Here is a 24750-nt window from a genome sequence, read left to right on the forward strand (position 1 = left end):
TCGCAGCCTAGCGGGGCCGGCGGCCGGCGTGCTCCCGCGCCAGGGCCGCATAGGTGTCGTCAGGGCTGCCGGGGGAGAAGCTGCCGAATTTGCGCTCCGCGGCGGTGCGGATGAGGAAGTCGGCGATGGCCGGGTTCTTGGGAAGCAGCGAACCGTGCAGGTAGCTGGCGACGATGTTGCGGTACCGCGCCCCTTCCTGGCCGTCGTTGCTGTTGTTCCCCGTCCCCTTGGCCACGGTTCCCAGCGGGCGCACGCCGCTGCCCAGCGTGGTCTGCCCGCTGTGGTTTTCGTAGCCGAGCACCTCGCCGAATTCGGTGGTTGAGACCTTGACGTTCCCGATCAGGCGCTCCTCCGTGCCGCGCGTTTCCACGTCCAGGACGCTGATGCCCGGAATGACGGCGCCGGTGCGTGTCTTGAAGAACCTGCCAAAAAGCTGGTACAGGCCGCAGATGACCAGCATGGGTGTGCCGTCCTCGGCCAGTTCCTTCAGCCGGCCGGCCCGGGCCTGCAGGTCGTCCTGGATGACCAGCTGCCCGCTGTCCTGCCCGCCGCCGCCGACGATGATGTCCACGTCATCGGGGAAGGGGTCGCCCACGTTGTACTCGAGCAGTTCGGGCGTGTATCCGTGCCAGGCGATGCGGCGCTGGAGGACCAGGGCATTGCCCCAGTCCCCATAAATGTTCATGTCCCGCGGGTACAACTGGACCACGCGGAGGGTGCCCTTGGACTGGTTGCCGGTTTCCGCTGCTTCTGCCGGACTCATGAGACAACCTCCACGGTGGTGACTTTGGACAGCTCGCGGCGGATGGCGAGCATGGCGGTGTAGGTGCAGAATATCCGCTTGGGTTTGCCCTGGCCTTCCCGGATGAAGGCGGCAAGGGCGGCTGGAATGTCGGTGTCCACGGCGCCCACCGGGACTTCGTCGTACTGCAGCCGCAGTGCCATGTCGTAAGCGCGCGACCCCGTCAGCAGGTCCACCCCGCCTTCGCGGAGCGAATCGAATTCCACATCCCACAGCCAGGACATGTCCCGGCCGTCGGCGTAGTTGTCGTTGATCGCGATCATGGTGGCGTAGCCGCTTGCGGGGAAGGACTTCAGCCCCAGCCGGAAGCCGCTGGGGTTCTTGACCAGTACCAGGTCCAGGGGCTGGCCGCCGACGGTGAGGCTTTCCCCGCGGCCGAAGGCGGGCGCCACCTGGGACAGCGCCTGCAGCAGGGTTTCGTGGTTCGCCGTGGCGGCGCCGCCGCCGCAGATGCTGCGGGCAAGGGTGAGGGCCGCCGCCGCATTGAAGATGTTGTACACGCCGCGCAGCTTCATCGCCGTGGTGACCGTACCGCCGTCGTACTCAAATTCGGCGCTGTCCGCGCCCACCCTGCGGAGTACGACGTCGGCCTGCGGCTTTGCGGGCAGGGCCGCCGGGGCGGGGCTGCCCGGAGCGGCGCGCATGTCATCGTCGTTGGGGAATGTGCCCAGCAGGGAATCGTCAAGGCCGAAGTACTTGACGTCCTGGCCGGTCAGCGTATCCGCGATCCTGGCAACCCGCGGGTCCTCGCGGTTCAGGACCACCGTTCCCGTGGTCTTGGCGGCGATGTGCTGCAGGAGTTGTGCGGTCTTGTCGATCTCGCCAAAACGGTCCAGCTGGTCGCGAAGCACATTGAGCAGCAGGCAATAGCGGGGCGGGACACTGTTGACGAAATGCACGGCGTGGGCCTCGTCAAGTTCCAGGACCGCAATGTCTGCGTCCAGCCTGCCGCGCCAGTCGACCTCGCCGAGGAGGGCTGCGGCCACACCCCTGGTGAAGTTGCTGCCCGTCCGGTTGGTGAACACCTTCAGGCCCTGGCTTTCCAGCAGTTCAACCACCATTTTGGTGGTGGTGGTCTTGCCGTTGGTACCGCTGACCACTGCCACGCCGTGGGGCAGAGTGGTGAGTGTCCGGCGCATGAAGCCGGGGTCGATTTTCTCCACCACCAGGCCTGGAAGTGCGGAGCCGCCGCCGCGCAGCCGGGATACCCTGCGGACCAGCTTGCCGAGCGGAACAGTGAAGAAGACCATGTTCCGAATATATCCCAGCAGCGGCATGCAACCCTTTACGGCGGCCTCCTGCCGGCAGCAGCCGGAGTGCCGGGACCGTATGCTGGAAGGATGACAAACCCCCCTTCTGCTGATCCTGCGCGCGTGGGCTCGGGCCTGCGGATTGGCGTCCTGGCCCTCCAGGGAGACTTCCGCGAGCACCTGCGCGCCGCGGAAGCCACCGGCGCACAGGGCATCGCTGTCCGCCGGCCGGCTGAGCTGGATGGCCTGGACGGCCTCATCATTCCCGGCGGCGAATCCACCACCATCGACAAACTGGCGCGCGCCTTCGACCTCGCCGACCCCCTGCGCAAATACATTGCCGAGGGCCTTCCCGTCTATGGCTCCTGCGCGGGAATGATCCTGCTCGCGGCGGACATCGCCGATCCCGCCACGGACCTTTCCGGGGCCCCGCAGCAGACCTTTGGGGGCCTGGACATCACCGTCCGCCGCAACGCTTTTGGCCGGCAGCGGGAGTCCTTCGAAACGGATCTGGACTTTAAGGGACTGGACTTCAGCGCCACCGCATCGGGTGTGGAACCCGTGCACGCCGTCTTCATCCGCGGCCCCTGGGTGGAGCGGGCCGGGCCGGGCGTGGAGGTCCTGGCCCAGGTGGAACCGGCGGACCCCGGACAGGCGTCGCACGCCGTATCGCTGCCCGGGGCGGCTAGAATTGTCGCAGTGCGTTCCGGCCAGCTGCTGGCCACCTCCTTCCATCCGGAAGTGACCGGCGAAAAACGCGTACATGAACTTTTTATCCGAATGATCAGAGGAGAAGCGTAAAGCCATGTCAGGCCACTCCAAATGGGCAACGACCAAGCACAAAAAGGCGATCATTGACAGCCGCCGCGCCAAGTCGTTCGCCAAGCTGATCAAGAACATCGAAGTTGCCGCCCGCATGGGCGGACCGGACCTCGCCGGCAACCCCGGCCTGGAACTTGCCGTGACCAAGGCCAAGAAGACCTCGGTGCCCAACGACAACATTGACCGCGCCATCAAGCGTGGCGCCGGCCTGACCGGCGAAGTGGTGGACTACACCGAAATCATGTACGAGGCCCGGGGCCCCCAGGGCTCTGCCCTGCTGATTGAGTGCCTCACCGACAACAAGAACCGGGCGGCCTCCGAAGTCCGCCTGGCCATTTCCCGCAATGGCGGAACCATCGCCGACCCCGGCTCGGTCAGCTACCTCTTCACCCGCAAGGGCGTGGTGAACCTCCCCAAGAACGGCCTGAGCGAGGACGACGTCCTGATGGCCGTCCTGGATGCGGGCGCGGAGGAAGTCAAGGACAACGGCGAGACCTTCGAGATCCACTCGGAACCGGGTGACCTCCAGGCCATCCGTGAAGCGCTGGCGGAGGCCGGCATTGAATACGACACGGATGAAGTTGAGTTCGTTCCCTCCATGCAGGTGGAACTGGATGTCGACGGCGCCCGGAAGTTCCTGAAGCTGGCAGACGCGCTGGAGGAACTCGACGACGTGCAGAATGTCTACAGCAACGCCGACCTCAGCGACGAAGTCCAGGCCGCCCTGGAATCAGAGTGACGTCCTACCTTGTCAGCTAGACCACGCGAGGCCCGCCCCGGTCTGCCGGCCGCGGCGGGCCGGAAGTGACGCTCCGCGTCCTTGGCGTTGACCCCGGACTCACCCGGTGCGGGATCGGCGTGGTGGATGTTGAACGCAACCGCCGGGCCAGCATGGTGGCGGTAGGCGTGGTGGGCACCTCCCCGGACGAGACCCTTGACCGGCGCCTGTTGGTGATTGCCACGGCCATCGACGAGTGGCTGGACCGTTACGAACCGGAGGTCCTCGCCGTCGAACGTGTCTTCTCGCAGCTCAACGTCAGCACGGTGATGGGTGTGGCCCAGGCGTCCGGCGTGGTGATCGCGGCGGCGGCCCGCCGGGGCATACCGGTGGCTCTGCATACGCCGTCCGAAGTCAAAGCGGCGGTGACCGGGAGCGGAACCTCGAACAAGGACGCCGTGACCAAGCTGGTGACCAAGATCCTCCGCCTTGACGCCCCGCCACGGCCGGCTGACGCTGCCGATGCGCTGGCATTGGCCATCACCCACGCGTGGCGGGCCGGGAGCGGGGCCGCGGTGGCCACTACCGGTCCCGGCAGTTCGGCCCTGACGCCGGCCCAGCGGGCTTGGGCGGAAGCAGAGGCAAAAGCGCGCCGTGCACGGTGATTGTCCCTGCCGCTTGCTAGGGTATTCGTAGATATGTTCGGATAGCCGGGTTCTCAGTTACGAGGCCGGCGGTACAACGGGAGCCCGGCTTTGATCAGTTTCCTCCGCGGAACCGTAGCGCACGTAGGCCTGTCCACGGCCGTGATAGACCTCAACGGTGCCGGGATGAGCGTCAACGCCACACCACAGACGCTCAGCCGGCTGCGCGTGGGCGAAGAGGGCCAGCTGTTCACGTCCTTGATTGTCCGGGAGGACTCGCTGACGCTCTTCGGCTTCTCTTCCGACGACGAACGCGAAGTTTTCGACGTCCTGCTCAGTGTCAGCGGGGTGGGCCCCCGGCTGGCCCTCGCAGTGCTGGCCGTCCACGATCCCGAGGCAGTCCGGGTGGCGGCGCATACCGGGGACAGCAAGACCTTCACCAAGGTTCCCGGAATCGGACCCAAGGTGGCGGGGCGGATCGTGCTGGAGCTGGCCGGAAAGCTCGTCCCGCACGGAACCCCTGCAGCCGAGGGTGCGGCCACCCCGGCCGAAGCCTCCTGGAAGCCCCAGGTGGTGGCCGCCATGACCAGCCTGGGCTGGTCCGAAAAAGACGCCTCTGCAAGCATCGACAAGGCCCTCGCCGATGATCCCGAAATATCGTTCCGCGGCAACGTGCCGGAAATCCTGCGGACCACGCTTCGGTGGCTGGGACAGGACGGGGCCCGGGCAGGCAACCGCGTAGGCACCCGTGGCTGAACCGTCACTGGTTGCGGCGGGGGAGGAGCCGGAGGAGCGGGCCATCGAGGCGGCCCTGCGGCCCAAGAACCTTGATGACTTCGTAGGCCAGCACCGGGTGCGGAAGCAACTCTCGCTGGTGCTGCAGGCTTCCCGGATGCGTGGACGTACCGCGGACCACGTCCTGTTTTCCGGTCCGCCGGGCCTGGGCAAGACCACACTCGCCATGATTGTGGCCGCGGAAATGAACGCTCCCTTGCGCCTGAGCAGCGGTCCGGCCATCCAGCATGCCGGAGACCTCGCTGCCATCCTGTCCTCGCTGTCAGAGGGTGAGGTCCTGTTCCTCGACGAGATCCACCGCATGTCGCGGCCCGCCGAGGAAATGCTGTACATGGCCATGGAGGACTTCCGCGTCGACATCGTGGTGGGCAAGGGCGCCGGTGCCACCGCCATCCCATTGGAGCTGCCGCCGTTCACCCTGGTGGGTGCCACCACCCGTGCCGGGCTGCTCCCGGGCCCGCTGCGCGACCGGTTCGGCTTCACCGGGCACCTTGAGTTCTACTCCGTAGCGGAGCTCGAACTGGTCCTCCGACGGTCTGCCGGGCTGCTGGACCTCAAGGTCAACTCCGCAGGATTCGCCGAGATCGCCGGCCGTTCCCGGGGCACCCCCCGCATCGCCAACCGCCTGCTGCGCCGGGTCCGCGACTGGGCGCTGGTGCACGGAGTCGAGCAAATCGACGCCAGGACCGCATCCGCCGCCCTCGACATGTATGAAGTGGACAAGAAAGGGCTGGACCGGCTGGACCGCGCCGTCCTCGACGCCCTGATCACCAAGTTCGGCGGCGGTCCCGTGGGACTGTCCACCCTTGCCATCGCGGTGGGTGAGGAAACCGAAACGGTGGAGACGGTGGCGGAGCCCTTCCTGGTCCGCGAAGGCCTGCTGGGACGTACGCCCCGGGGCAGGATTGCCATGGCGCCGGCGTGGACCCACCTGGGGTATGCCATCCCGTCCGGCGTCTTCGCGCAGGAGCAGCTGGACCTGTTCGAGCCCGGCGGGGACCCCGAAGCAGCCGGGGACTGGGCCCCGGAGAGCCAATAGCAGGCTCTGTTCAGCTTTTCCCTTTAGACTGGTATGACGCCCGGCACGCTCGGGTCTTTGTTTCGCGGGTGGCCCTGACGCCCCCGTCGCTTGGGGAAGGACATGTCAGGCGTTCTGCCTGCGGAGCCAACCACCCCGGCCGAAGCGAGGCCGACGTCGCTGGAAAACCAGCAGCACCACGCAAAAGAACGGAATTCCCCTTGGATCCAATGTCAATTCTCCTGTTCGTCATGCTCGGCGTGTTCATCTTCATGATGTTCCGCCGCAACAAGAAGACGCAGCAGCAGCAGGCAGAGCTCCAGTCGAAGTTTGGCCCGGGCGTGGAGGTCATGACCAGCTTTGGCCTTTTCGGCCGGATCGTGGACATCGACGACGCCGACAACAAGGTCACCCTTGAACTTTCCCCCGGCAACCTGGCCACCGTCCACCGCCAGGCGGTCACCAAGGTCGTCGAGCCTGCCGCGGAGGCTGCTGCCGAGCCCGCCGCTGCTTCGCCGGTAGTGCCGGACGACGCATCATCCCTGACCGCCCCGGAAGCCGGGAGCACCTCCACAGGTACCGAGACCCCGGACGAAACCCTGAAGCGCCTCAACGACGAGGGCAAGAAGGACAGCTAGGCCCGCTGGCCGCTTCCTCCCTCTACCGCTGCGGATCGCCGCCGGCGCAGGTAACAACCCGCGCCGGCGGTTCTTCCGCGAATAAGAGAAAGATCGACAATGGCACGAACTGGCCGCAAGAAACCAGGGCTCCGCGTCCTGGTCTGGCTTGGCGTACTCCTGGCTGCGCTGACCGCCGTCCTGGCAGGCGGCACCGTCGCGGGGCAGGCCAGCTGGGCCCCCAAACTGGCGCTGGACCTCGAGGGCGGTACCCAGATGATCCTGGCGCCCAAGGTGGAGGGCGGTTCGGACATCAACGAACAGCAGCTCAACCAGGCCGTAGCGATCATCCGGCAGCGCGTTGACGGCTCCGGCGTGTCCGAAGCTGAGATCAGCACCCAGTCCGGGCGCAACGTGGTGGTCAGCCTTCCCGGAACGCCCTCTGCGGAAACCCGGAACCTGATCCAGGCGTCCGCGGACATGAATTTCCGTCCCGTCCTCCTCAACGGAGATGGCGCCGCGGTGCCGCCGGAGCAACAGACACCCGAGGACCAGCTGCCCAAGCCGACGGCCGCTCCGGCCAACAGCAGCGATACCAACTGGATCACTCCCGAGATCTACAAGCAGTTCGAAGCACTTGACTGCAACAGCGCCCCCGAGAAGTCCCAGCGCTCCGATCCCACCAAGCCGCTCGTGACCTGCGAGCCTGCTACTGACAAGTCCCCGGCGATCAAGTACATCCTTGGCCCGGTAGAGGTCAAGGGGACGAACATTGTCACCTCGTCCTTCCAACTGCAGCAGGGTGCGCAGGGCGCCGTCACAAATGACTGGGCCGTCAACATCCAGTTCGACGCTGACGGCACGGCCAAGTTCAAGGACGTCACCCAGCGCCTGAACCAGTTCTACGTGGCCGCCGGCGGCGAGTCCGGCACCGACCCCAAGTCCCAGTTCGCCATTGTGCTGGACGACCAGGTCATTTCCGCCCCGCGATCGCTGGCTGTGATCACCGACGGGCGTCCGCAAATCACCGGCGGCTTCACCGAGCAGACGGCCAAGGCGCTGTCCGACCAGCTGAAGTTCGGTGCCCTTCCCATCAGCTTCGACATCCAGAGCGAACAGCAGATCTCCGCGACACTCGGTGGTGAACAGTTGCGCATGGGCCTGCTGGCCGGCCTCATCGGGCTCCTGCTCGTGGTGGTCTACTCGCTGTTCCAGTACCGCGCCCTGGGTTTCGTCACCATTGCCTCGCTGGTGGTGGCCGGCGCCCTGACGTACCTGGCCATCGCGATCCTGGGCTGGACGGAGAACTACCGGCTGTCCCTGGCAGGCGTTGCCGGCATCATCGTGGCCATCGGCCAGACGGCCGACTCCTTCATCGTCTACTTTGAGCGCATCCGCGATGAACTGCGCGAAGGGCGCGGCCTGGTGTCCGCCGTCGAAAACGGCTGGAAGCGCGCCAAACGGACGGTTCTTGCCTCCAAGGCCGTCAACCTCCTGGCCGCCCTGGTCCTGTACTTCGTGGCCGTGGGCAACGTCCGCGGCTTTGCGTTCACGCTGGGCCTGACGGCCATCGCCGACCTCATCGTGGTGTTCATGTTCACCCACCCCACGCTGCAGCTGCTGGCCCGAACCCGCTTCTTCGGTGAAGGCCACAAGTTCTCCGGCCTGGACCCCGAACGGCTGGGCGCCGTACCGCTGTACCGCGGCGCAGGGCGTGTCCGTACTCCCGAAGACAGGCCTGTGGTGGTCCGGACCAAGAACACCGGTGCGGCGGCCGAAGCCGAGCGCCGCATGACCATCGCCGAACGGCGCCTGGCTGAGAAGCAGGAACAGCTTGCCGGCTCCTCCAAGACGTCCGCGAAGGAGGACAAGTAATGTCAGGCTTCGCCACATTCGGCAACGAGCTCTACACCGGAAAGCGTTCCTACGACTTCGTAGGGGCCAAGAAGATCTGGTTCATCATCGCCCTGGTTGGAGTGGCGTTGTCCATCATTGTCCCGGTGGCCAAGGGTGGCTTCAACCTCGGTATCGAGTTCCGCGGAGGCTCGGAATTCACGGTATCGAACGTCAAGACCACGGACGCCACAATCGGCGAGAAAGCCGTGACCGATGTTGTGGCCGGCAGTGTTCCCCGCGTGGCCAACGTCGCCGGAAACACCATGCGCATCCAGACGGACAAGCTGACCGACGACGAAACCCTCCGGATCAAGCAGGGCCTCACCGGCGCCTACGGGGTGACTGACAACGAGGTAACCTCAACGTTCGTTGGCCCCACCTGGGGCGCCGACGTGACCAAGCAGGCGCTCATTGGCCTGGTGGTTTTTGTCCTCCTCGCGGCGCTGCTCATGGCCCTCTACTTCCGCACCTGGAAGATGTCCCTCTCGGCGCTTGCCGGCATGGCCGTGACCATGTTCATCACGGCTGGCGTTTATGCCCTCAGCGATTTTGAGGTCACGCCGTCAGCCATCATCGGGTTCCTCACGGTTCTCAGCTACTCGCTGTACGACACGGTGGTGGTCTTCGACAAGATCCGGGAAAACACCTCCGGCATTGATGCCTCCACCCGCCGGACATTCGGTGAGGAGGTCAACCTCGCCGTCAACCAGACCCTGGTGCGCTCCATCAACACCATGATGGTGGCAATCCTCCCCGTGGGTGCCATCCTGTTCATCGGCGCCGGGCTTCTCGGCGCCGGAACCCTGCGCGACCTGTCCCTGGCCCTGTTCGTCGGGATCCTGATCGGCACCGCTGCGACAATCTTCGTCGCAGCCCCGCTGTACGCCTGGCTCCGCCAGGGCGAACCGGACCTGGTCAAGCAGGCACGGCGCGTCGAACAACGGCGCGCAGGCGCGGCGGAACGCGCAGTTCCCGCCTCGCCTGCCAAGGCCTGACCCGCCCCCGACGGCGCCGGCTGCTCCCTCCAGGACCGGGCAACGCAGACTCTGCGTTGCCCGGTCCCCGCGTATGCGGGACCGGTTATAAAAGTCGCTGCCTTGGGGAATAGACTGGGGTAATTAAATGGTGGTGAGGGGTGCTTCATTGGACGAACGATCGGCGTCGGTGCCTACGGCGGAGGATGAAAAGAATCCTGCCGGTGTACAGGCCGGTATGGCATCCCCGGCGCGCCCTGGATCGTTGGTTCCCGTGGACAACTCTGGTTCACGCGCCACGTTTCCCGGCCGCAGGGAGCGCACCCGGTCCCGGCTTGCCCGCCTGACCGGCCGCGGAACGGCCACGTATTCGCCCATCCTTGAGCCATTGCTGCGGACGGTCCGGGCCAACAATCCCAAAGAGGACTTCGACCTCATCCAGCGCGCCTTCGACGTTGCCGAGCGCAGCCACCGCGGGCAAAAGCGCAAGAGCGGCGACCCGTACATCACCCACCCAGTGGCGGTGGCCACCATCCTGGCCGAGCTCGGCCTCAGCGGCACCACCCTGGCTGCGGCACTGCTGCACGACACTGTCGAGGACACCCCCTATACCCTTGCTGACCTGAAGCGGGACTTTGGCCCGGAAGTGGCAATGCTGGTGGACGGCGTGACCAAACTGGACAAGGTCAGCTTCGGCGAGGCTGCCCAGTCGGAGACTGTCCGCAAAATGGTCGTGGCCATGGCCAAGGACATCCGCGTCCTGATGATCAAGCTCGCGGACCGGTTGCACAACGCCCGCACCTGGCGCTTCGTGTCCGCGGAATCGTCCGCCCGCAAAGCCCGCGAAACCCTGGAAATCTTCGCTCCGCTGGCGCACCGCCTCGGCATGAACACCATCAAGTGGGAGCTGGAGGACCTGTCCTTCGCTGCGCTCTATCCCAAGGTGTACGAGGAAATCGTCAGGATGGTGGGGGACCGGACCCCCGAGCGGGAAAAGAGCCTGGGCGTCATCCGTGACCAGATCACCGAGGATCTGCGCGGCGCCAAAATCAAAGCCACCATTACCGGCCGGCCCAAGCACTACTACTCCATCTACCAAAAGATGATTGTCCGGGACAAGGACTTCGACGACATCAACGACCTCATGGGCGTCCGTGTGCTGGTCGATTCCGTCCGGGACTGTTACGCCGCCCTGGGCATCATGCATTCGCGCTGGAACCCCCTGCCCGGCAGGTTCAAGGACTACATCGCGATGCCCAAATTCAACATGTACCAGTCCCTGCACACCACCGTGATCGGCCCTGGCGGCAAACCGGTGGAGATCCAGATCCGCACCCATGAGATGCACCGCCGGGCCGAGTACGGCGTGGCGGCCCACTGGAAGTACAAGGACCAGCCCAACCGCACCGCGGTGGGCCCCGGAAGCCCCCGCGACGGCGACATGGGATGGCTGCGCTCCCTGGTGGACTGGCAGCAGGAAACGTCCGATCCAGGGGAGTTCCTGGATTCGCTGCGGTTTGAGATCAACGCCCGCGAAGTGTTCGTCTTCACCCCCAAGGGCGAGGTCATGGCGCTGCCCGCCGGTTCAACCCCGGTGGACTTCGCCTACGCCGTGCACACCGAGGTGGGCCACCGCACCATTGGTGCACGGGTCAACGGCAAGCTGGTCCCGCTCAACAGCGAACTGAACCACGGCGACTGGGTGGAAATTTTCACCTCCAAGGCAGAAGGGGCAGGACCAAGCCAGGACTGGCAGCACTTCGTCAAGAGCGCCCGTGCCCGCAACAAGATCCGCCAGTGGTTCAGCAAGGAACGCCGCGAAGAAGCGATTGACCGCGGCAAGGAACTGTTGACCCGCGCCATGCGGAAACAGAACATGCCGCTGCAGCGGTTGATGACCCACGAGGCCCTGGCCGTAGTGGCCGAGGAATTCAAATATGCGGACATCTCCGGCCTGTACGCCGGCGTCGGCGACGGGCATACATCTGCCCAGTCCGTCATGGAAAAGCTCATCGAAAGCCTGGGAGGCAACGAGAGTGCCGATGATGACGTCGAAGAGGTCAGCATCCCCACCCAGGTCACCAAGGCCCGCTTCTCCGACTCCGGTGTGGTGGTCCGCGGCGTTGGTGACGTGTGGGTGAAGCTGGCACGCTGCTGCACGCCCGTTCCCCCCGACCCGATTCTTGGCTTCGTGACCAGGGGTTCAGGTGTCTCCGTGCACCGCACCGACTGCACCAACATCTCGGACCTTAAGGACCAGCCGGACCGGATCGTGGATGTGGACTGGGCGCCCACCCAGTCCAGCGTCTTCCTGGTGGAAATCCAGGTGGAGGCGCTGGACCGCAAGTCATTGCTCTCGGATGTCACACGCGTCCTCTCGGACAACCACGTCAATATCCTTGCTGCCAGCGTCCACACCTCGACGGACCGGGTGGCCATCTCAAAGTTCGCTTTCGAGATGGGCGACCCCAAGTACCTCAGCCACGTCCTCAGCGCCGTCCGCAGGATCGACGGGGTGTTCGACGTCTACCGTACTACCGGAAACAAGCGCCGGAGCTAGCAAAGCCAGCTTCTCCAAGGCAGCCCGCTTGTGCGGAACCCGCGGTGTTGCCTCGATCGCGAGCACCAGGAGCCGCAGCCGCACGTCCTGTTGCGGCCTGGCCAGCAAACCGGTGAGGGCGGGCACGGCACGCTCCGTTTCCACGTGGAGGGCGATGTCGAGGGCAGTCCGCAGGGGGCTGGAAACCATCAGTCCGCCCAGGCTGACCACATCGAACGGTCCGAGCTTCACTTCGTGCAGCGTGCAGCCGCGGGTATTCCGCAGGCTGGAGACGCGCCGCTTGGCATCCACCAGCAGCGCCAGCCTGTCCGGCTCCGCCGCGCAGCCGTAGATCCAGGCGGCCGTCATCCGGCCCGCCACCACACGCTGGCGTATTGCCGCCGGAACAGCCCCTGCCGCAGCCCGTGCCCTCAGCTGCGGGGACGGGGGAAGCCCGGGCAGGGTGTAGCCGTTGTGGTGGAAGCGCGCCAGCAGTCCGTCGGCCGCCAATGATTGGAGTTCGGGGCCGGCGAAGGGCTTCCCTGGTGCATAGAGTTCGGGAAACCGTGGCGGGGCAGCCCCTTCCGTCCCGCCGGTCGGGCATCCCTGCCGCGGGGGCGCCGCGGATACTTCCCGGCCCGGGCCGGCGGAGGATGAACCTGGAGGTGTGGCCATGGCTCCATCCTGCCCGGACCACGATTAACGGGAACAGGCCCGGTCCGGGTTATGTGGATAACCGGTACCGGGCCTGTGGCCTCAGCTCAGGGCTGGAAGGTCAGGACAGCTCGCTTGCTGAACGCTGGATCTGGTCAAGCCAGGCCTGGCGGGCTTCGAGAGCCTCCTGGGCGGCCTTGATCTTGCGCTGGTCGCCGGTCTTTTCGGCATTGGCGAGGTCTTCCTGGAGCCCGGCAATGGCCGATTCCAGCTGCGAGAGCGCGCTGTTGGTGCGTGCCTTCCGCTCCGGGTTGGACCGCTGCCACTGTTCTTCCTCGGCGTGGCGGACGGCATCCTCCACCTTGCGGAGTCCGGCCTCGATCCGGCCCATGTCAGCACGGGGCACCTTGCCGGCGTCTTCCCAGCGGTCGCGGACGGACTGGAGTGCCTTCTTGGCTGCCGCCAGGTCCTTCACCGGCAGGATGCTGTTGGCCTCCGCCAGCAGCTCCTCCTTTACCGTAAGGTTCGCCGCGTACTCCTGGTCGATCTCGTCGTTGGCAGCCTGCCGGGAGGTGAAGAACACGTCCTGTGCGGCGCGGAACCGGGCCCAGAGCGCGTCATCGTCCTTCCGGCTGGCGCGTGGCGATGCCTTCCACTGGTCCATCAGCCGGCGGTATTCGCCGGCGGCGAAGCCCCAGTCCGTTGAGGTGGACAGCGCCTCAGCCTCGGCGATCAGCTTCTCCTTGGCGGCCTTGGCCGCCGAGTTGTTGCTGTCCAGCTGGGAGAAGTAGGCCCGGCGGTGCCTGTCAAAGACGGTACGTGCAGCCCTGAACCGCTTCCACAGCGCATCCTCGTTGCTCCGGCCCAGCCGCACACCGCTCTTCTGGGCAGTTTTCCAGTTCTCAAACAACTCGTTCATCCGGGCGCTGGAGGTCTTCCACTGGGTCTGCGCGGGGTCCTGGCCGGAAATCTGTTCTGCTTCGGCAACAATGGCTTCGCGGGCTGCGAGCTCGGAGGCGCGGACGGCATCGTGTTCGGCCTTCTCCGCTTTCTCCAGCTCGGTGATCTGCCCGGCCAGCTGGTCCAGGCGGGCCTCGGCGGCCCGCAGGTCGCCCACCATGTTGCGTTCGGCGAGCTGTTCACGCAGGTGCGTCACCGTCTTCTGCATGTCGGTGCTGGGAGCCTTGGAACTGACCCGCTGTTCCAGGAGCACAATCTGCGCCACGACGTCGTCGTATTTCCGGGCGAAGTAGATCAGCGCCTCATCGCCGCTCACGCCGGGGTACTGGCCCACGGGGTGTTCGCCGCCGTCGATGGTCAGGTAAACGTGGCCGTCGCCTTCCACGCGGCCCCACTTGGAGGCCTCGGCGACGGACGTGCTGGGTGCGGCGGGGGCCGGTGCGGCAGCGGGGGCAGCGGCGGCCGGCTTGGGGCGCGAAGCAAAGGCAGCGGGTGACGGTGCGGACGGCCGGGGCCCGGGAGCCGGCGCGGCCGCGCCAGCGACGGTGCCCGTGCCGGCCTGGTCTTCGGGCTTTGAAGGACCGTCCGCGGCGGCCTCAACTTCAGCGGTGCCTTCCTCCGAAGCTGTGGCTTCAGGTGTCACGGGTGCCTGCTCGGCATCTGCAGCAGGAAGGGTAGCGTCGTCGGCGGCCGGTGCCGTGGTGTCGCTTGCGCCTGTTGCTGTTTCGTCGGATTTCTGACTGTCTGTCACCGCTAAAAGTCTTTCGCTTGGAGGGAAATACTCACGTACTGCACCGTAGCCCTGCGGGCCCGGCCTACTTCAGAGAAAACGAGTCTATCGTGACTGGTTGTTTTGGCGCTCCGTCCGTGTCGCTGGCACCCGGCGTGATGCCGGCGGCAGCGATGCCGGACACCACATCCAGGCCCGACGTCACCTTGCCCACCACGGTGTAGCCGCCCGCGGCATCTGCCGGAATGGCGGTGTCCTTGTAGACGATGAAGAACTGCGTCCCGTTGCCGTAGGCGTTGTTGCCGGTACGGGCAACGGCAATGGTCCCGGCGGGATACATGTTGTCCGCGGGGGTGTTTTCCAGTGGGCCCCACGTGTAGTTGGGATCGCCCTGGCCGTCGCCGTTGGGCGAACCGCACTGCAGCACGCCGAACTGGTCTGCGGTGGTGAGCCGGTGGCACGTCTTGCCGTTGAAGTAGCCTTCGTCGCTGAGGGACTTGAAGACGGCGGCGGCCTGCGGAGCTTTGGTTCCGTCAACCTCCACGCCCAGGGGACTGCCGTTCAGCATCAATTGCCCGGTGAACGTCTTTCCGGCCGCCGTGTCTGCCGCCGGAATGTTCGGACCGTTGGTTGCCGGAGCCGACGGAGTGGCGGACGCGCTGGCGGAAGCGGACGGCTCTGTCAGCCCCGCCTTGGCTGCCGCATATTCGTCCTCGGTGGGGTTCCCGGCGAACGCGGTGAGTTGAAGGACGACGGCGAGCACCACGGCGGCGGTTCCGGCACCGGCGGCCACGAGGTTGTCCCGTTTCCGCCGCTTCTCCTGGTCGCGCCGGAGCTCACGCTTGGCTTCCATTTGCTGGATGCGCCGTTTCGTTTCGCGGGCACTGCGTGAACTGGCCGCCAAGGGTCCTCCTCATCGTCGGGCTCCTGCGTTCCGCGGGCAGCCGCGGGGCGCAGGAAGTAAAGGGGCCAGGCTGTACGCGCCCGCTGCATTAGAGATGCACACGGATGACGCATAAACTGGCTGCCGCACATAGTTTATGCATGGCTGGCTGTGCTGCCGCCGTACGCCGCCTGGGCGGTGTGGCCGCCGGTGCCGCCGCGCCTTCCATCCCTAAGGAGAACCTTCCCCATGGCACGCACCGCCTCCCTGTCCGGATTCCCCGAGTGGCTTCCAGAGGAGCGGCTGGTGGAGCTGCATGTGCTCGATACCCTGCGCAGGGTCTTTGAGCTCCATGGTTTTGCCTCAATTGAAACCCGCGCCGTGGAGACGGTGGGCCAGCTCCTGCGCAAGGGGGAGATCGACAAGGAAGTCTATGGACTGAGCCGGCTCCAGGAGGACGAGGGCGACAATCCGGTCAAGGGCGGCAAGGCCGACCCCAACGCGCTTGCCCTGCACTTTGACCTGACGGTGCCGTTTGCCCGCTACGTCGTCGAAAACGCCGGTTACCTTGCCTTCCCGTTCCGCCGCTACCAGATCCAGAAGGTGTGGCGCGGCGAGCGGCCCCAGGAGGGCCGGGCCCGTGAATTCACGCAGGCGGACATCGACGTGGTGGGCGACGGCGAGCTTCCGTTCCGTTACGACGTCGAAATTGCGCTGGTCATCGCCGAGGCACTGAGCGCGCTGCCCATCCCGGACTTCCGCCTCCGCATCAACAACCGCAAGCTGGCCGAAGGCTTCTACCGCGGCATCGGCCTTGATGACACCGCTGGGGTGCTGCGCAGCATCGACAAGCTTGAAAAGATCGGTCCCGCCAAGGTGGCGGAACTGCTGAAGGCCGAACTGGGCGCAACCGAAGACCAGGCCGCCAAGGCACTCCAGCTAGCCGCCATCCGCACGGAAGACACGTCCTTCGTGGCGCAGGTCCGGGCCCTCGGCGTCAGCAACGAGCTCCTGGATGAAGGCCTGGACGAACTGGAGCAGGTCATCGATGCCGCCGTGCAGCGGGCTCCAGGCAAGGTGCTGGCAGACCTCAGCATCGCCCGCGGCCTGGACTACTACACCGGCACCGTAGTGGAAACCGTGCTGGTGGGCCACGAACAGCTGGGTTCCATCTGCTCCGGCGGCCGGTACGACGCCCTGGCGTCCAAGGGCAACCGCAAGTTCCCGGGCGTGGGGTTGTCCATCGGCGTGACCCGCCTGGTGTCGCGCATCCTCAGCCAGGACCTGGCCAAAGCCTCCCGGTCGGTTCCCACCGCCGTGCTGGTGGCCCTGAACCACGACGACAGCTGGGGCGCGGCCCAGGATGTCGCCGCCCTGCTGCGCAGCCGTGGAATTCCCACCGAGGTGGCGGCCAGGGCCGAGAAGTTCGGCAAGCAGATCAAGTTCGCGGACCGCCGGGGGATCCCTTTCGTCTGGTTCACCGACGAGGACGGCACCCACCAGGTCAAGGACATCCGCACCGGTGAACAGGTGCTGGCCGCTCCCGAAACCTGGATGCCGCCCGTCGGGGACCTCACGGTGCAGGTTGAAACCACCTCGCCGGCAGCTGCCTCCGTTTAGCCAGGACCTCAGGGCCCGGGACGCTGGCGCTGGGGCTGCCGGAAACGCAGCACCAGCGCGCGCCCGGCCACACCCGCGGCCAGGACCGCTGCCATAGCCAGGACCGAAGCCCGGGGCAGGGTGAAGGCCAGGACGGCGCAGCCGAGGAAGCCGAGGACATTCAGCCAGCGGGGGGCGTACCCGGGGTGCGTTGCCAGCGTGAAGGCGGAGGCGTTGGCAACGGCGTAATAGACCAGCACGCCGAAGCTTGAAAAGCCCACCACGGTCATGACGTTGGTGGTCACCAGGAGCAGGATCACGACGGCGGCCACGGCGAGTTCGGCCACATACGGAACGGTATGGCTGCCACCCACTTTTGCCAGCGGGCCCGGAAGATCGCGTTCCCGTGCCATGGCAAGGGTGGTCCGGCCCACGCCGGTAATCAGTGCGAGGAGGGCGCCCAGGCACGCGGCGGCAGCGCCGGCCTGCACCAGCGGGGCGGCAGGGGCAAGACGGGAATCGAGTACGGCGTCCAGCAGCGGTGTCGCGGATGTCCCGAGCCGCTCTCCGAGGTGGGCAAGCAGGAGCAATGCCAGCAGCAGGTAGATGGCGAAGGCGGCTGCCAGGGCTGCCAGGATGGCCCGGGGGATGGCCCGGGCGGGGTCCTTGACTTCTTCGCCCAGCGTGGCGATCCGGGCGTAGCCGGCAAAAGCGAAAAACACCAGGCCTGCCGCCGGCAGCACCCCCGCCGGGTTGTCCGACGTCGCCCCGGCGGGTCCGGCACCGGCGTGCGGGCCCAGCCACGCAGCAACCGCGACGAACACCAGCGTCGCGACGACCATGCACAGCAGGATGCGCGTCAGCAGGGCGGTCCGGGTTATGCCGAGCAGGTTGACTCCGGTGAGCGCCACGACGGCGGCCACCGCCACCGGGACCGCGTAATCCCGTGCCACGTAGTTGCCGAACGTCAGTGCCATGGCCGCGCAGGAGGCTGTCTTGCCAGTGACGAAACCCCAGCCGGCCAGGAAGCCCGGCCATTCGCCGAGCTGGTTCCTGCCGTACACGTAGGTCCCGCCGCTGGTGGGGTAAATGGCCGCAAGGGCGGCAGACGCGACGGCGTTGCAGTACGCCACCACACCCGCGACGAGTACGGAGAGGACCAGCAGGTTTCCGGCCAGCGCGGCGGCCGGAGCGAAGACCACGAATACCCCGGCGCCCAGCATGGACCCGAGTCCGATCGCGGTGGCGTCAAAGGTCCCGAGCCTGCGCTGCAGCTGCTGCGGTTCGCTCATGCGGTGGCATTGCCCTTCCAGCGGGTAAACTCGGACGGGATCGTTCCCGCAACGATCATATTGAACTTCCCACTGTTTTCCCGCAGAAAGGCGTGCTGTGCTGCGCACACATGACCTCGGATCCCTTCGTTCCGAGCACATTGGACAAACCGTAACCCTGGCCGGCTGGGTGGGCCGCCGTCGTGACCACGGTGGTGTGGCATTCGTCGACCTGCGTGACGCTTCCGGCGTGGCCCAGGTGGTGGTCCGCGAGGAGGAAGTGTTCCACGGACTGCGCAACGAGTACGTCCTGCAGGTCACGGGCACCGTGTCCAAGCGCCCCGAAGGCAATGAGAACCCGGCGCTGGCCACCGGCGGGATCGAGGTCATCGCCGAGGACGTCACCATCCTCAACACCTCCGACCCCCTGCCGTTCCAGATTGACGAACACGTGGAAGTCGGCGAGGAAGCCCGCCTCAAGCACCGCTACCTGGACCTGCGCCGCCCCGGCCCCAGCCGCAACCTGCGGCTCCGCTCCGAGGCCAACCGGGTGGCGCGCGACCTGCTCCACCAGGAGGGCTTCGTGGAGATCGAGACGCCCACCCTCACGCGTTCGACGCCGGAGGGCGCCCGTGACTTCCTGGTTCCGGCACGCCTGGCTCCGGGTTCCTGGTACGCGCTGCCGCAGTCCCCGCAGCTGTTCAAGCAGCTGCTGCAGGTGGGCGGGTTCGAAAAGTACTACCAAATCGCCCGCTGCTACCGCGACGAGGACTTCCGCGCGGACCGGCAGCCGGAATTCACCCAGCTGGACATCGAGGCGAGCTTCGTTGACCAGGACGACATCATCCGGCTGGGCGAGAACATCGTCAAGGCAGTGTGGCAACTCATCGGGGTGGAGATTCCCACGCCCATCCAGCGCATCACGTACGCGGACGCGATGGCCCGGTACGGCTCCGACAAGCCGGACCTTCGCTTCGGGCTGGAGCTGACCGAGCTCACCGAATTCTTCAAGGACACCAACTTCGGCGTGTTCAAGGCTCCCTACGTGGGCGCCGTCGTCATGCCCGGCGGTGCTTCGCAGGCGCGCCGCGCCCTGGACGCGTGGCAGGAATGGGCCAAGCAGCGCGGCGCCAGGGGCCTCGCGTACGTCCTGTACAAGGAAGACGGCGAGCTCGCCGGCCCTGTGGCGAAGAACCTCACCGAGTTCGAACGCGCGGGACTCGCCGACGCCGTAGGCGCCAAACCGGGCGACTGCATCTTCTTCGCCGCCGGGGAAAAGACTCCGTCGCGTGCCCTGCTGGGTGCCGCCCGCGTGGAAATCGGCCACCGCACCGGCCTGATCGATCCCACTGACTGGGCCTTCTGCTGGGTGGTGGATGCACCCATGTTCGAACCCGCCGCCGCTGCCGTCGCGTCGGGTGATGTTGCCGTCGGTGGAGGCCAGTGGACTGCAGTGCACCACGCTTTCACCTCGCCCAAGCCTGAATTCCTTGACACGTTCGACAAGGATCCCGAATCGGCGCTCTCCTACGCCTACGACATCGTCTGCAATGGCAACGAAATCGGTGGCGGCTCCATCCGTATCCACCAGCGCGAAGTGCAGGAACGCGTCTTCGAACTGATGGGCCTGGACAAGGAAGACGCCCAGACCAAGTTCGGGTTCCTGCTGGAAGGCTTCAAGTACGGCGCACCCCCGCACGGCGGTATCGCCTTCGGGTGGGACCGCGTGGTGTCGTTGCTGGCAGGAGTGGAGTCCATCCGCGACGTTATCGCCTTCCCGAAGTCCGGCGGCGGCCATGACCCCCTCACCGAGGCCCCGGCCCCGATCACGCCGCAGCAGCGCAAGGAAGCGGGCGTGGACTTCAAGCCCGAGGCCAAAAAACCCGAGGTGAAGAAGCCTGAAGGCCAGCAGTAGTAAACGGTCGCATGCGTTGGAGGTTCCCCGGTCCGGCCGGGGGGCCTCCTGCCGTTAAGGAAGGAACAGCGGTGACCACAGCAAGCCCGGTCCAGCCAGTGCCCCTGGGCCTTGAAGCCGCCATGGACGCAGCGTGGCCAGCGCCGGACCGCCATGAGGCCGGCGGCTGGATGCTTCGGGCGGCCGCAGGCGTCACCCAGCGGTCCAACTCCATCTGGCCACGCAGTGAACAGTTCGGTGGCGACCAGTGCAGCGACGACCTCCCGGGCCTGCTCAGGGAGGCCAGGGCCTGGTACCGCAGCCGCCGCCTCCCGGTCATCTTCCAGCTCTTCGACACCCCGGCAGCGTCCGCGCTTCACCGGCTGCTGGACGCGGAGGGCTTCACCCGCCAGTCCGAGACCCTGGTCATGACCCGCAGCGCAATGGACGCCCGGATTCCCGCAGGCGCCGCGGCAGCGGTGGAACTCTCCACAGAGCCGTCAGGGGAGTGGCTGCGGGTCTGGTGGGACGTGGACGGCCGCGGCGGCAACGATGCGCTGGTGACTGCAACGGAAATCCTCAAGGGCTGTCCCTCCTTGTATGCGCTGGCGCGTGACGGCGACGGGCGGCCAGCCGCCGTCGGGCGCCTTGCCCTCCCGGACGGCAGTGGGCAGGGCGGCCTGTACTGCATGGCCACGCTTCCGGAAGCGCGCCGCAAGGGTTTCGCCGCCGCCATCCTGCAGGCCCTGCTTCACGCCGGCAAAGCGGGGGGCGTGCACGGTTTCTGGCTGCTGGTCACGGCAGCGAACCATGGCGCGCAGGAGCTGTACGCGAAGGCAGGCTTCCGCGAAGCCGGCCGCTACCTGTACCGTCAGGAGCGCCCCCGGCGCGCCCCCACCGGCTGCTGACAATCAAGGACGGCCGGCTAACCCGCCGGATCCGTCACCGTGACCCGCACCGAGCAGGCATCCGCCGCGGCCTTCTTCAACACGGCGGTCCGGGGCTCGGCAACGTCCAGGTAGGCAAGGCGCGGCAAGCGTGCGTACCCGCGCAGCAGCGGCTCGGCAAGGACCAGGTCCGCCAGGGTCCTGTCGCCTCCGGGCACCACATACTCGAAGGCGGCCCCGCGGAACACCTCCACGGCCTGCTGCGCCACGGCACCCACCAGGGCATCGGCCTGGTTGGAACGGCGGCGGGCAAAGCGCTTCTGGGACTGGCCGCCCGCCGCGGTGCGGGACTGGACGTACCGGGTGCCCGCCTTGGATGCGAGCAGGACGCCCTCACTTGCCACCCCGATGCCGTATCCGCCCCGCCTCACCAGCAGCAGTCCCAGCCGGCGCGGCTGGGAAGCAAGTGCAGCGAGCCGCTCCAGCGGTCCGGTGCCGCGGCCCGGACGACCATCGGCCGGCCACGGAGCCTGCAGGAGCGCCTCCGCGCCGTCGGCCGCCACAAGGAGCAGGCCGTCGTCGCCGTCCTGCAACCGGTAACCGCCGTGGGAGGTGCCGAAGCGTTCCGCCCAGCCCGGCAGCCGCGGGCCGGACACGAATGCTGTCCTCACGGAAGACTGGGCGCCGGAGTGGCCGGGGGCATGCATGGCGGTTCCTTGCGGTCAGGGGGAGGGGAAAAGCAGGTGCCGGACTGGAAGTAGCCTATCTATGTGGATGATCTCTTCGGGAACGGGCCAGAAAACGACGACGACGACCGTCCCGCCGCCAGGGAGAGCGCCGGTTCCCGGGGCAACGGTTCGCCGCGCAGCCCGCTTGCCGTTCGCATGCGGCCCCGCACCCTGGACGAGGTGGTGGGCCAGCAGCACCTGCTCGGCCAGGGCTCGCCGCTGCGCCAGCTGGCGGCCGGGGCAGGCGCGGACGCCGCCGGTCCGGCCGGACCCAGCTCCCTGATCCTGTGGGGCCCTCCAGGTACCGGCAAGACCACGCTGGCGCACGTCATTGCGCGGGGGCCGGGCCGGAAGTTCGTCGAGCTGTCCGCCATCACTGCCGGCGTCAAGGATGTCCGGCGGGTCATGGACGACGCCCTGACCGCCCGCGACCTCTACAAGACCACCACGGTGCTGTTCCTGGACGAGATCCACCGCTTCAACAAGGCCCAGCAGGACGCCCTGCTCCCCGGCGTCGAAAACCGGTGGGTGGTCCTCGTGGCTGCCACCACGGAAAACCCCTCTTTCTCGGTGGTCTCGCCGTTGCTCTCCCGCTCCCTGCTCCTCACGCTCAAGCCCTTGACGGATGCGGACATCGAGGGCCTCCTGGTGCGGGCCGTGGAGGATCCGCGCGGGCTGGGCGGCAAGGTCCGGCTCAGCGAGGAAGCCCTGGAGCACCTGGTCCGGCTGTCCGGCGGCGACGCCCGCAGGGCGCTTACCGCCCTGGAAGCCGCTGCGGGCGTCGCTTTCGGTGACGCGGACGACGTCGAACGTCCAGCGGGGGAGGACGGCGCACCTTCCGAACCTGCCGCCGAAGAGCCGGTCACCGTGGAGCTGCGCCACACCGAGCGCGCCCTGGATGCGGCCGCCGTCCGCTACGACCGTGCCGGGGACCAGCACTACGACGTGGCCAGCGCGTTCATTAAGTCCATCAGGGGATCCGACGTGGACGCGGCCCTGCACTACCTCGCCCGGATGCTCGAGGCGGGGGAGGACCCCCGGTTCGTGGCCCGGCGGATCGTCATCTCCGCGGCCGAGGACGTGGGCATGGCAGATCCCACCGCGCTGCAGACCGCCGTAGCAGCAGCACAGGCCGTGCAGCTCATTGGCATGCCCGAGGGCCGGATCATCCTGGCGGAGGCTGTGGTCCACCTCGCCACCGCCCCCAAGTCGAACGCCGCCTACATGGGCATCAACAAAGCCATCGCAGATGTCCGGGCCGGCCTCGGCGTCGGAATTCCCGCCCACCTGCGCGATGCCCATTACCCGGGCTCCAAGCAGCTGGGCCACGGTGTTGGCTATAAGTACGCCCACGACGCGCCGCACGCAGTGGCCACCCAGCAGTATCCGCCCGATGACCTGGTGGGCCGCGACTACTACCAGCCCACCGGCAACGGTGCTGAACGGGACATCGCCCAACGGCTGGAGCGCCTGCGGAGGATTGTCCGGGGCACGTGATGGCGTGGTAAGCTGAATCTTTGTCTGGCAAGGCGCGGACGCACAATCTCCCCAATTCAGTTTGGCAAGGTTATGCCCTGTGCCCAGTAGCAAAAGGCAGCGGTTGGCCGATGCTCTCCATCGTGGAGGCCAGTAACACTGACACACCGCAGATATTGGAAGGACACAAGTGGCTAACAACACTCGTGCTCGCCGTCAGGCCCGCCTCTCGCGGTCCCTCGGCATTGCCCTGACCCCCAAGGCCGCCAAGTACATGGAGCGCCGTCCGTACGGCCCCGGTGAGCATGGCCGCGCCCGCAAGAAGCAGGACTCCGACTACGCCGTACGTCTGCGCGAAAAGCAGCGCCTGCGTGCACAGTACGGCATCCGCGAAGCACAGATGACCCGTGCCTTCGAAGAAGCCCGCCGCACCAAGGGCCTGACCGGTGAGAACCTCATCGAACTGCTCGAAATGCGCCTTGACGCCCTGGTGCTGCGTGCCGGTTTTGCCCGCACCATCGCCCAGGCCCGCCAGCTGGTTGTGCACCGCCACATCATGGTTGACGGCGTCCGCGTTGACCGTCCGTCGTTCCGCGTCGGCGAGGGCCAGCTGGTCCACGTCCACAGCCGCAGCGAAACCATGGTTCCGCTCCAGGTTGCCGCAGCCGGCGCCCACCGCGACGTCCTGCCTGCCGTTCCGGCCTACCTGGACGTCAAGCTGGAAGCCCTGCAGGCCCGCCTGGTCCGCCGCCCCAAGCGTTCCGAGATCCCGGTGACCTGCGAAGAGCAGCTCGTCGTCGAATTCTACGCACGCTAAATCCCAGCAGCGTACCCAAAGAAGCCCGTGGCAAGCGCCGCGGGCTTCTTTGTATGTAAGGTACTTGGGGGACATCTGCGCGGCGCCCCTTGCGGGCGCGGGCAGGATGGAACCCAACCACGGAATTTCGAGGAGATGAACGTCTATGTCTGGTGGCGATATTGCCGGCCTGATCGCTGCCGGGGTGTTCGCGCTCCTGGTCCTGCTGCTTGCGGTCCCCATCCTGAAGCTGGGAAAAGTCTTCGATGAGGTGCGGACCACCATCAGGTCCCTGAGCGACGGCGCCACGCCCCTCATGGACGAGGTCACGGCTACCGTCTCCACGACCAACCAGCAGCTGAAGAAGGTGGACGGCATCTCGTCCAACGTCTCGGATGCCTCGGCCAACATCTCCGCGCTGTCCTCGCTGGTCGCCGCAACGGTCGGCTCCCCGCTGATCAAGGTTGCCGCCTTCAGCTACGGCGTCCGCAGCGCCTTCGCCAACCGACGGAAGCCCGCCGCCGGGCGCCGCAGCCGCTAGATCCGAAAAGAATAAACATGAAGAGAATTGTCTGGATGGGAATCGGCGTGGCCATCGGCGTCATTGCCTTCCGAAAAGTGAGCCAAGCCCAAGCCAGCCTGGGGCCGGAAGGGCTGAACCGCTCTGTGGGCCGGCTGGCCGACGGGGTCTACGACTTCGCCGACGCCGTCCGCGCCGGGATGCGGGAACGGGAAACAGACCTGAGGTCCGCCCTGGGCATCGAGTCCGCTGAAGTGGTCCGCCGCTAGGCCCGGCA

The 24750-nt window shown here is 66.8% G+C and carries 23 protein-coding genes; 16 read left to right on the top strand and 7 right to left on the bottom strand.

Annotated features, from left to right (window positions below):
• Window positions 1-7: 7 nt before the first annotated feature.
• Window positions 8-763, bottom strand: coding sequence for a type 1 glutamine amidotransferase (locus tag J2T23_RS00845; RefSeq protein ID WP_307356395.1), 756 nt, complete (start codon window positions 761-763; stop codon window positions 8-10).
• On the bottom strand, window positions 760-2052 hold the full coding sequence (locus J2T23_RS00850) for a Mur ligase family protein (RefSeq protein WP_210411226.1): 1293 nt from the start codon (window positions 2050-2052) through the stop codon (window positions 760-762). Before J2T23_RS00850 ends, J2T23_RS00845 begins: the two co-directional genes overlap by 4 nt.
• A gap of 90 nt (window positions 2053-2142) precedes the next feature.
• Between J2T23_RS00850 and pdxT the strand changes: the two genes are divergently transcribed.
• From pdxT to J2T23_RS00895, 9 genes are all read left to right on the top strand, one after another.
• Window positions 2143-2853: a pyridoxal 5'-phosphate synthase glutaminase subunit PdxT gene (gene pdxT / locus J2T23_RS00855; protein WP_141181663.1), complete on the top strand. Its 711-nt coding sequence runs from the start codon at window positions 2143-2145 to the stop codon at window positions 2851-2853.
• Between the two features lie 4 nt (window positions 2854-2857).
• Window positions 2858-3613 carry a YebC/PmpR family DNA-binding transcriptional regulator gene (locus J2T23_RS00860; protein WP_141160323.1) on the top strand — a complete coding sequence of 252 codons (756 nt, stop codon included), beginning with the start codon at window positions 2858-2860 and terminating at the stop codon, window positions 3611-3613.
• A gap of 65 nt (window positions 3614-3678) precedes the next feature.
• Window positions 3679-4257 (top strand): crossover junction endodeoxyribonuclease RuvC, encoded by a 579-nt coding sequence (gene ruvC / locus J2T23_RS00865; RefSeq protein ID WP_141160324.1) that lies wholly within the window; start codon window positions 3679-3681, stop codon window positions 4255-4257.
• Window positions 4258-4347: 90 nt separating this feature from the next.
• Complete coding sequence (gene ruvA / locus J2T23_RS00870) at window positions 4348-4992, top strand: Holliday junction branch migration protein RuvA (protein WP_307356402.1); 645 nt, start codon at window positions 4348-4350, stop codon at window positions 4990-4992.
• Window positions 4985-6070 (top strand): Holliday junction branch migration DNA helicase RuvB, encoded by a 1086-nt coding sequence (gene ruvB / locus J2T23_RS00875; protein ID WP_141160326.1) that lies wholly within the window; start codon window positions 4985-4987, stop codon window positions 6068-6070. Before ruvA ends, ruvB begins: the two co-directional genes overlap by 8 nt.
• A 209-nt stretch (window positions 6071-6279) precedes the next feature.
• Window positions 6280-6687, top strand: a complete 408-nt coding sequence (gene yajC, locus J2T23_RS00880) for a preprotein translocase subunit YajC (RefSeq protein ID WP_141160327.1) — start codon at window positions 6280-6282, stop codon at window positions 6685-6687.
• 99 nt (window positions 6688-6786) lie between these two features.
• Window positions 6787-8541, top strand: a complete 1755-nt coding sequence (gene secD, locus J2T23_RS00885; protein ID WP_141160328.1) for a protein translocase subunit SecD — start codon at window positions 6787-6789, stop codon at window positions 8539-8541.
• Entirely contained in the window at window positions 8541-9557 is a 1017-nt protein-coding gene (gene secF / locus J2T23_RS00890) for a protein translocase subunit SecF (protein WP_141181658.1), read from the top strand. The genes secD and secF overlap by 1 nt, the downstream gene beginning before the upstream one ends.
• Window positions 9558-9705: 148 nt before the next feature.
• Window positions 9706-12096: a RelA/SpoT family protein gene (locus J2T23_RS00895; protein WP_307356405.1), complete on the top strand. Its 2391-nt coding sequence runs from the start codon at window positions 9706-9708 to the stop codon at window positions 12094-12096.
• On the opposite strand, the gene J2T23_RS00900 is transcribed toward J2T23_RS00895, so the two are convergent.
• The 3 genes from J2T23_RS00900 to J2T23_RS00910 form a co-directional block, all read right to left on the bottom strand.
• Window positions 11977-12750, bottom strand: coding sequence for a type IV toxin-antitoxin system AbiEi family antitoxin (locus J2T23_RS00900; RefSeq protein ID WP_141160331.1), 774 nt, complete (start codon window positions 12748-12750; stop codon window positions 11977-11979). The two genes, J2T23_RS00895 and J2T23_RS00900, sit on opposite strands and share 120 nt — an antisense overlap.
• A gap of 100 nt (window positions 12751-12850) precedes the next feature.
• Entirely contained in the window at window positions 12851-14440 is a 1590-nt protein-coding gene (locus J2T23_RS00905) for a DUF349 domain-containing protein (protein WP_141160332.1), read from the bottom strand.
• A 64-nt stretch (window positions 14441-14504) separates the two neighbouring features.
• Window positions 14505-15323 carry a peptidylprolyl isomerase gene (locus J2T23_RS00910; protein ID WP_141160333.1) on the bottom strand — a complete coding sequence of 273 codons (819 nt, stop codon included), beginning with the start codon at window positions 15321-15323 and terminating at the stop codon, window positions 14505-14507.
• Between the two features lie 228 nt (window positions 15324-15551).
• Between J2T23_RS00910 and hisS the strand changes: the two genes are divergently transcribed.
• The gene (gene hisS / locus J2T23_RS00915) at window positions 15552-16922 is read left to right on the top strand and encodes a histidine--tRNA ligase (RefSeq protein ID WP_141160334.1); all 1371 of its coding nucleotides are present in this window, start codon (window positions 15552-15554) and stop codon (window positions 16920-16922) included.
• 8 nt (window positions 16923-16930) lie between these two features.
• Here the strand turns inward: hisS and J2T23_RS00920 are convergent, their stop codons facing one another.
• Window positions 16931-18193 carry an APC family permease gene (locus J2T23_RS00920; RefSeq protein WP_307356409.1) on the bottom strand — a complete coding sequence of 421 codons (1263 nt, stop codon included), beginning with the start codon at window positions 18191-18193 and terminating at the stop codon, window positions 16931-16933.
• Between the two features lie 97 nt (window positions 18194-18290).
• On the opposite strand from J2T23_RS00920, the gene aspS reads away from it, so the two are divergent.
• Both aspS and J2T23_RS00930 read left to right on the top strand, forming a co-directional pair.
• Window positions 18291-20087 (top strand): aspartate--tRNA ligase, encoded by a 1797-nt coding sequence (gene aspS, locus J2T23_RS00925; protein ID WP_141160336.1) that lies wholly within the window; start codon window positions 18291-18293, stop codon window positions 20085-20087.
• 122 nt (window positions 20088-20209) lie between these two features.
• Window positions 20210-20974: a GNAT family N-acetyltransferase gene (locus J2T23_RS00930; protein ID WP_307357111.1), complete on the top strand. Its 765-nt coding sequence runs from the start codon at window positions 20210-20212 to the stop codon at window positions 20972-20974.
• Between the two features lie 17 nt (window positions 20975-20991).
• Here J2T23_RS00930 and J2T23_RS00935 read toward each other — a convergent pair whose 3' ends face one another.
• Complete coding sequence (locus tag J2T23_RS00935) at window positions 20992-21660, bottom strand: acVLRF1 family peptidyl-tRNA hydrolase (RefSeq protein WP_307356412.1); 669 nt, start codon at window positions 21658-21660, stop codon at window positions 20992-20994.
• Between the two features lie 63 nt (window positions 21661-21723).
• Between J2T23_RS00935 and J2T23_RS00940 the strand changes: the two genes are divergently transcribed.
• From J2T23_RS00940 to J2T23_RS00955, 4 genes are all read left to right on the top strand, one after another.
• Complete coding sequence (locus J2T23_RS00940) at window positions 21724-23178, top strand: replication-associated recombination protein A (protein ID WP_307356414.1); 1455 nt, start codon at window positions 21724-21726, stop codon at window positions 23176-23178.
• A 169-nt stretch (window positions 23179-23347) separates the two neighbouring features.
• The gene (gene rpsD, locus J2T23_RS00945; protein WP_009357431.1) at window positions 23348-23974 is read left to right on the top strand and encodes a 30S ribosomal protein S4; all 627 of its coding nucleotides are present in this window, start codon (window positions 23348-23350) and stop codon (window positions 23972-23974) included.
• A 145-nt stretch (window positions 23975-24119) separates the two neighbouring features.
• Window positions 24120-24494, top strand: coding sequence for a DUF948 domain-containing protein (locus J2T23_RS00950; protein WP_141160339.1), 375 nt, complete (start codon window positions 24120-24122; stop codon window positions 24492-24494).
• Between the two features lie 17 nt (window positions 24495-24511).
• The gene (locus tag J2T23_RS00955; RefSeq protein ID WP_246839678.1) at window positions 24512-24742 is read left to right on the top strand and encodes a DUF6167 family protein; all 231 of its coding nucleotides are present in this window, start codon (window positions 24512-24514) and stop codon (window positions 24740-24742) included.
• The last annotated feature ends 8 nt before the right edge of the window (window positions 24743-24750 follow it).

It is taken from the genome of Pseudarthrobacter niigatensis, from assembly GCF_030812615.1.
GTDB lineage: Bacteria > Actinomycetota > Actinomycetes > Actinomycetales > Micrococcaceae > Arthrobacter > Arthrobacter niigatensis.

Excerpts from the sequence above, each read along its gene's own strand:
- J2T23_RS00850 (WP_210411226.1), bottom strand. The coding sequence starts at position 2,052 with ATGGTCTTCTTCACTGTTCCGCTCGGCAAGCTGGTCCGCAGGGTATCC.
- hisS (WP_141160334.1), top strand. The coding sequence starts at position 15,552 with ATGGCACGCACCGCCTCCCTGTCCGGATTCCCCGAGTGGCTTCCAGAG.
- yajC (WP_141160327.1), top strand. The coding sequence starts at position 6,280 with ATGTCAATTCTCCTGTTCGTCATGCTCGGCGTGTTCATCTTCATGATG.
- J2T23_RS00955 (WP_246839678.1), top strand. The coding sequence starts at position 24,512 with ATGAAGAGAATTGTCTGGATGGGAATCGGCGTGGCCATCGGCGTCATT.
- J2T23_RS00845 (WP_307356395.1), bottom strand. The coding sequence starts at position 763 with ATGAGTCCGGCAGAAGCAGCGGAAACCGGCAACCAGTCCAAGGGCACC.
- secD (WP_141160328.1), top strand. The coding sequence starts at position 6,787 with ATGGCACGAACTGGCCGCAAGAAACCAGGGCTCCGCGTCCTGGTCTGG.
- J2T23_RS00900 (WP_141160331.1), bottom strand. The coding sequence starts at position 12,750 with ATGGCCACACCTCCAGGTTCATCCTCCGCCGGCCCGGGCCGGGAAGTA.
- secF (WP_141181658.1), top strand. The coding sequence starts at position 8,541 with ATGTCAGGCTTCGCCACATTCGGCAACGAGCTCTACACCGGAAAGCGT.
- J2T23_RS00930 (WP_307357111.1), top strand. The coding sequence starts at position 20,210 with ATGGACGCAGCGTGGCCAGCGCCGGACCGCCATGAGGCCGGCGGCTGG.
- J2T23_RS00920 (WP_307356409.1), bottom strand. The coding sequence starts at position 18,193 with ATGAGCGAACCGCAGCAGCTGCAGCGCAGGCTCGGGACCTTTGACGCC.
- J2T23_RS00935 (WP_307356412.1), bottom strand. The coding sequence starts at position 21,660 with ATGCATGCCCCCGGCCACTCCGGCGCCCAGTCTTCCGTGAGGACAGCA.
- J2T23_RS00950 (WP_141160339.1), top strand. The coding sequence starts at position 24,120 with ATGTCTGGTGGCGATATTGCCGGCCTGATCGCTGCCGGGGTGTTCGCG.
- pdxT (WP_141181663.1), top strand. The coding sequence starts at position 2,143 with ATGACAAACCCCCCTTCTGCTGATCCTGCGCGCGTGGGCTCGGGCCTG.
- J2T23_RS00860 (WP_141160323.1), top strand. The coding sequence starts at position 2,858 with ATGTCAGGCCACTCCAAATGGGCAACGACCAAGCACAAAAAGGCGATC.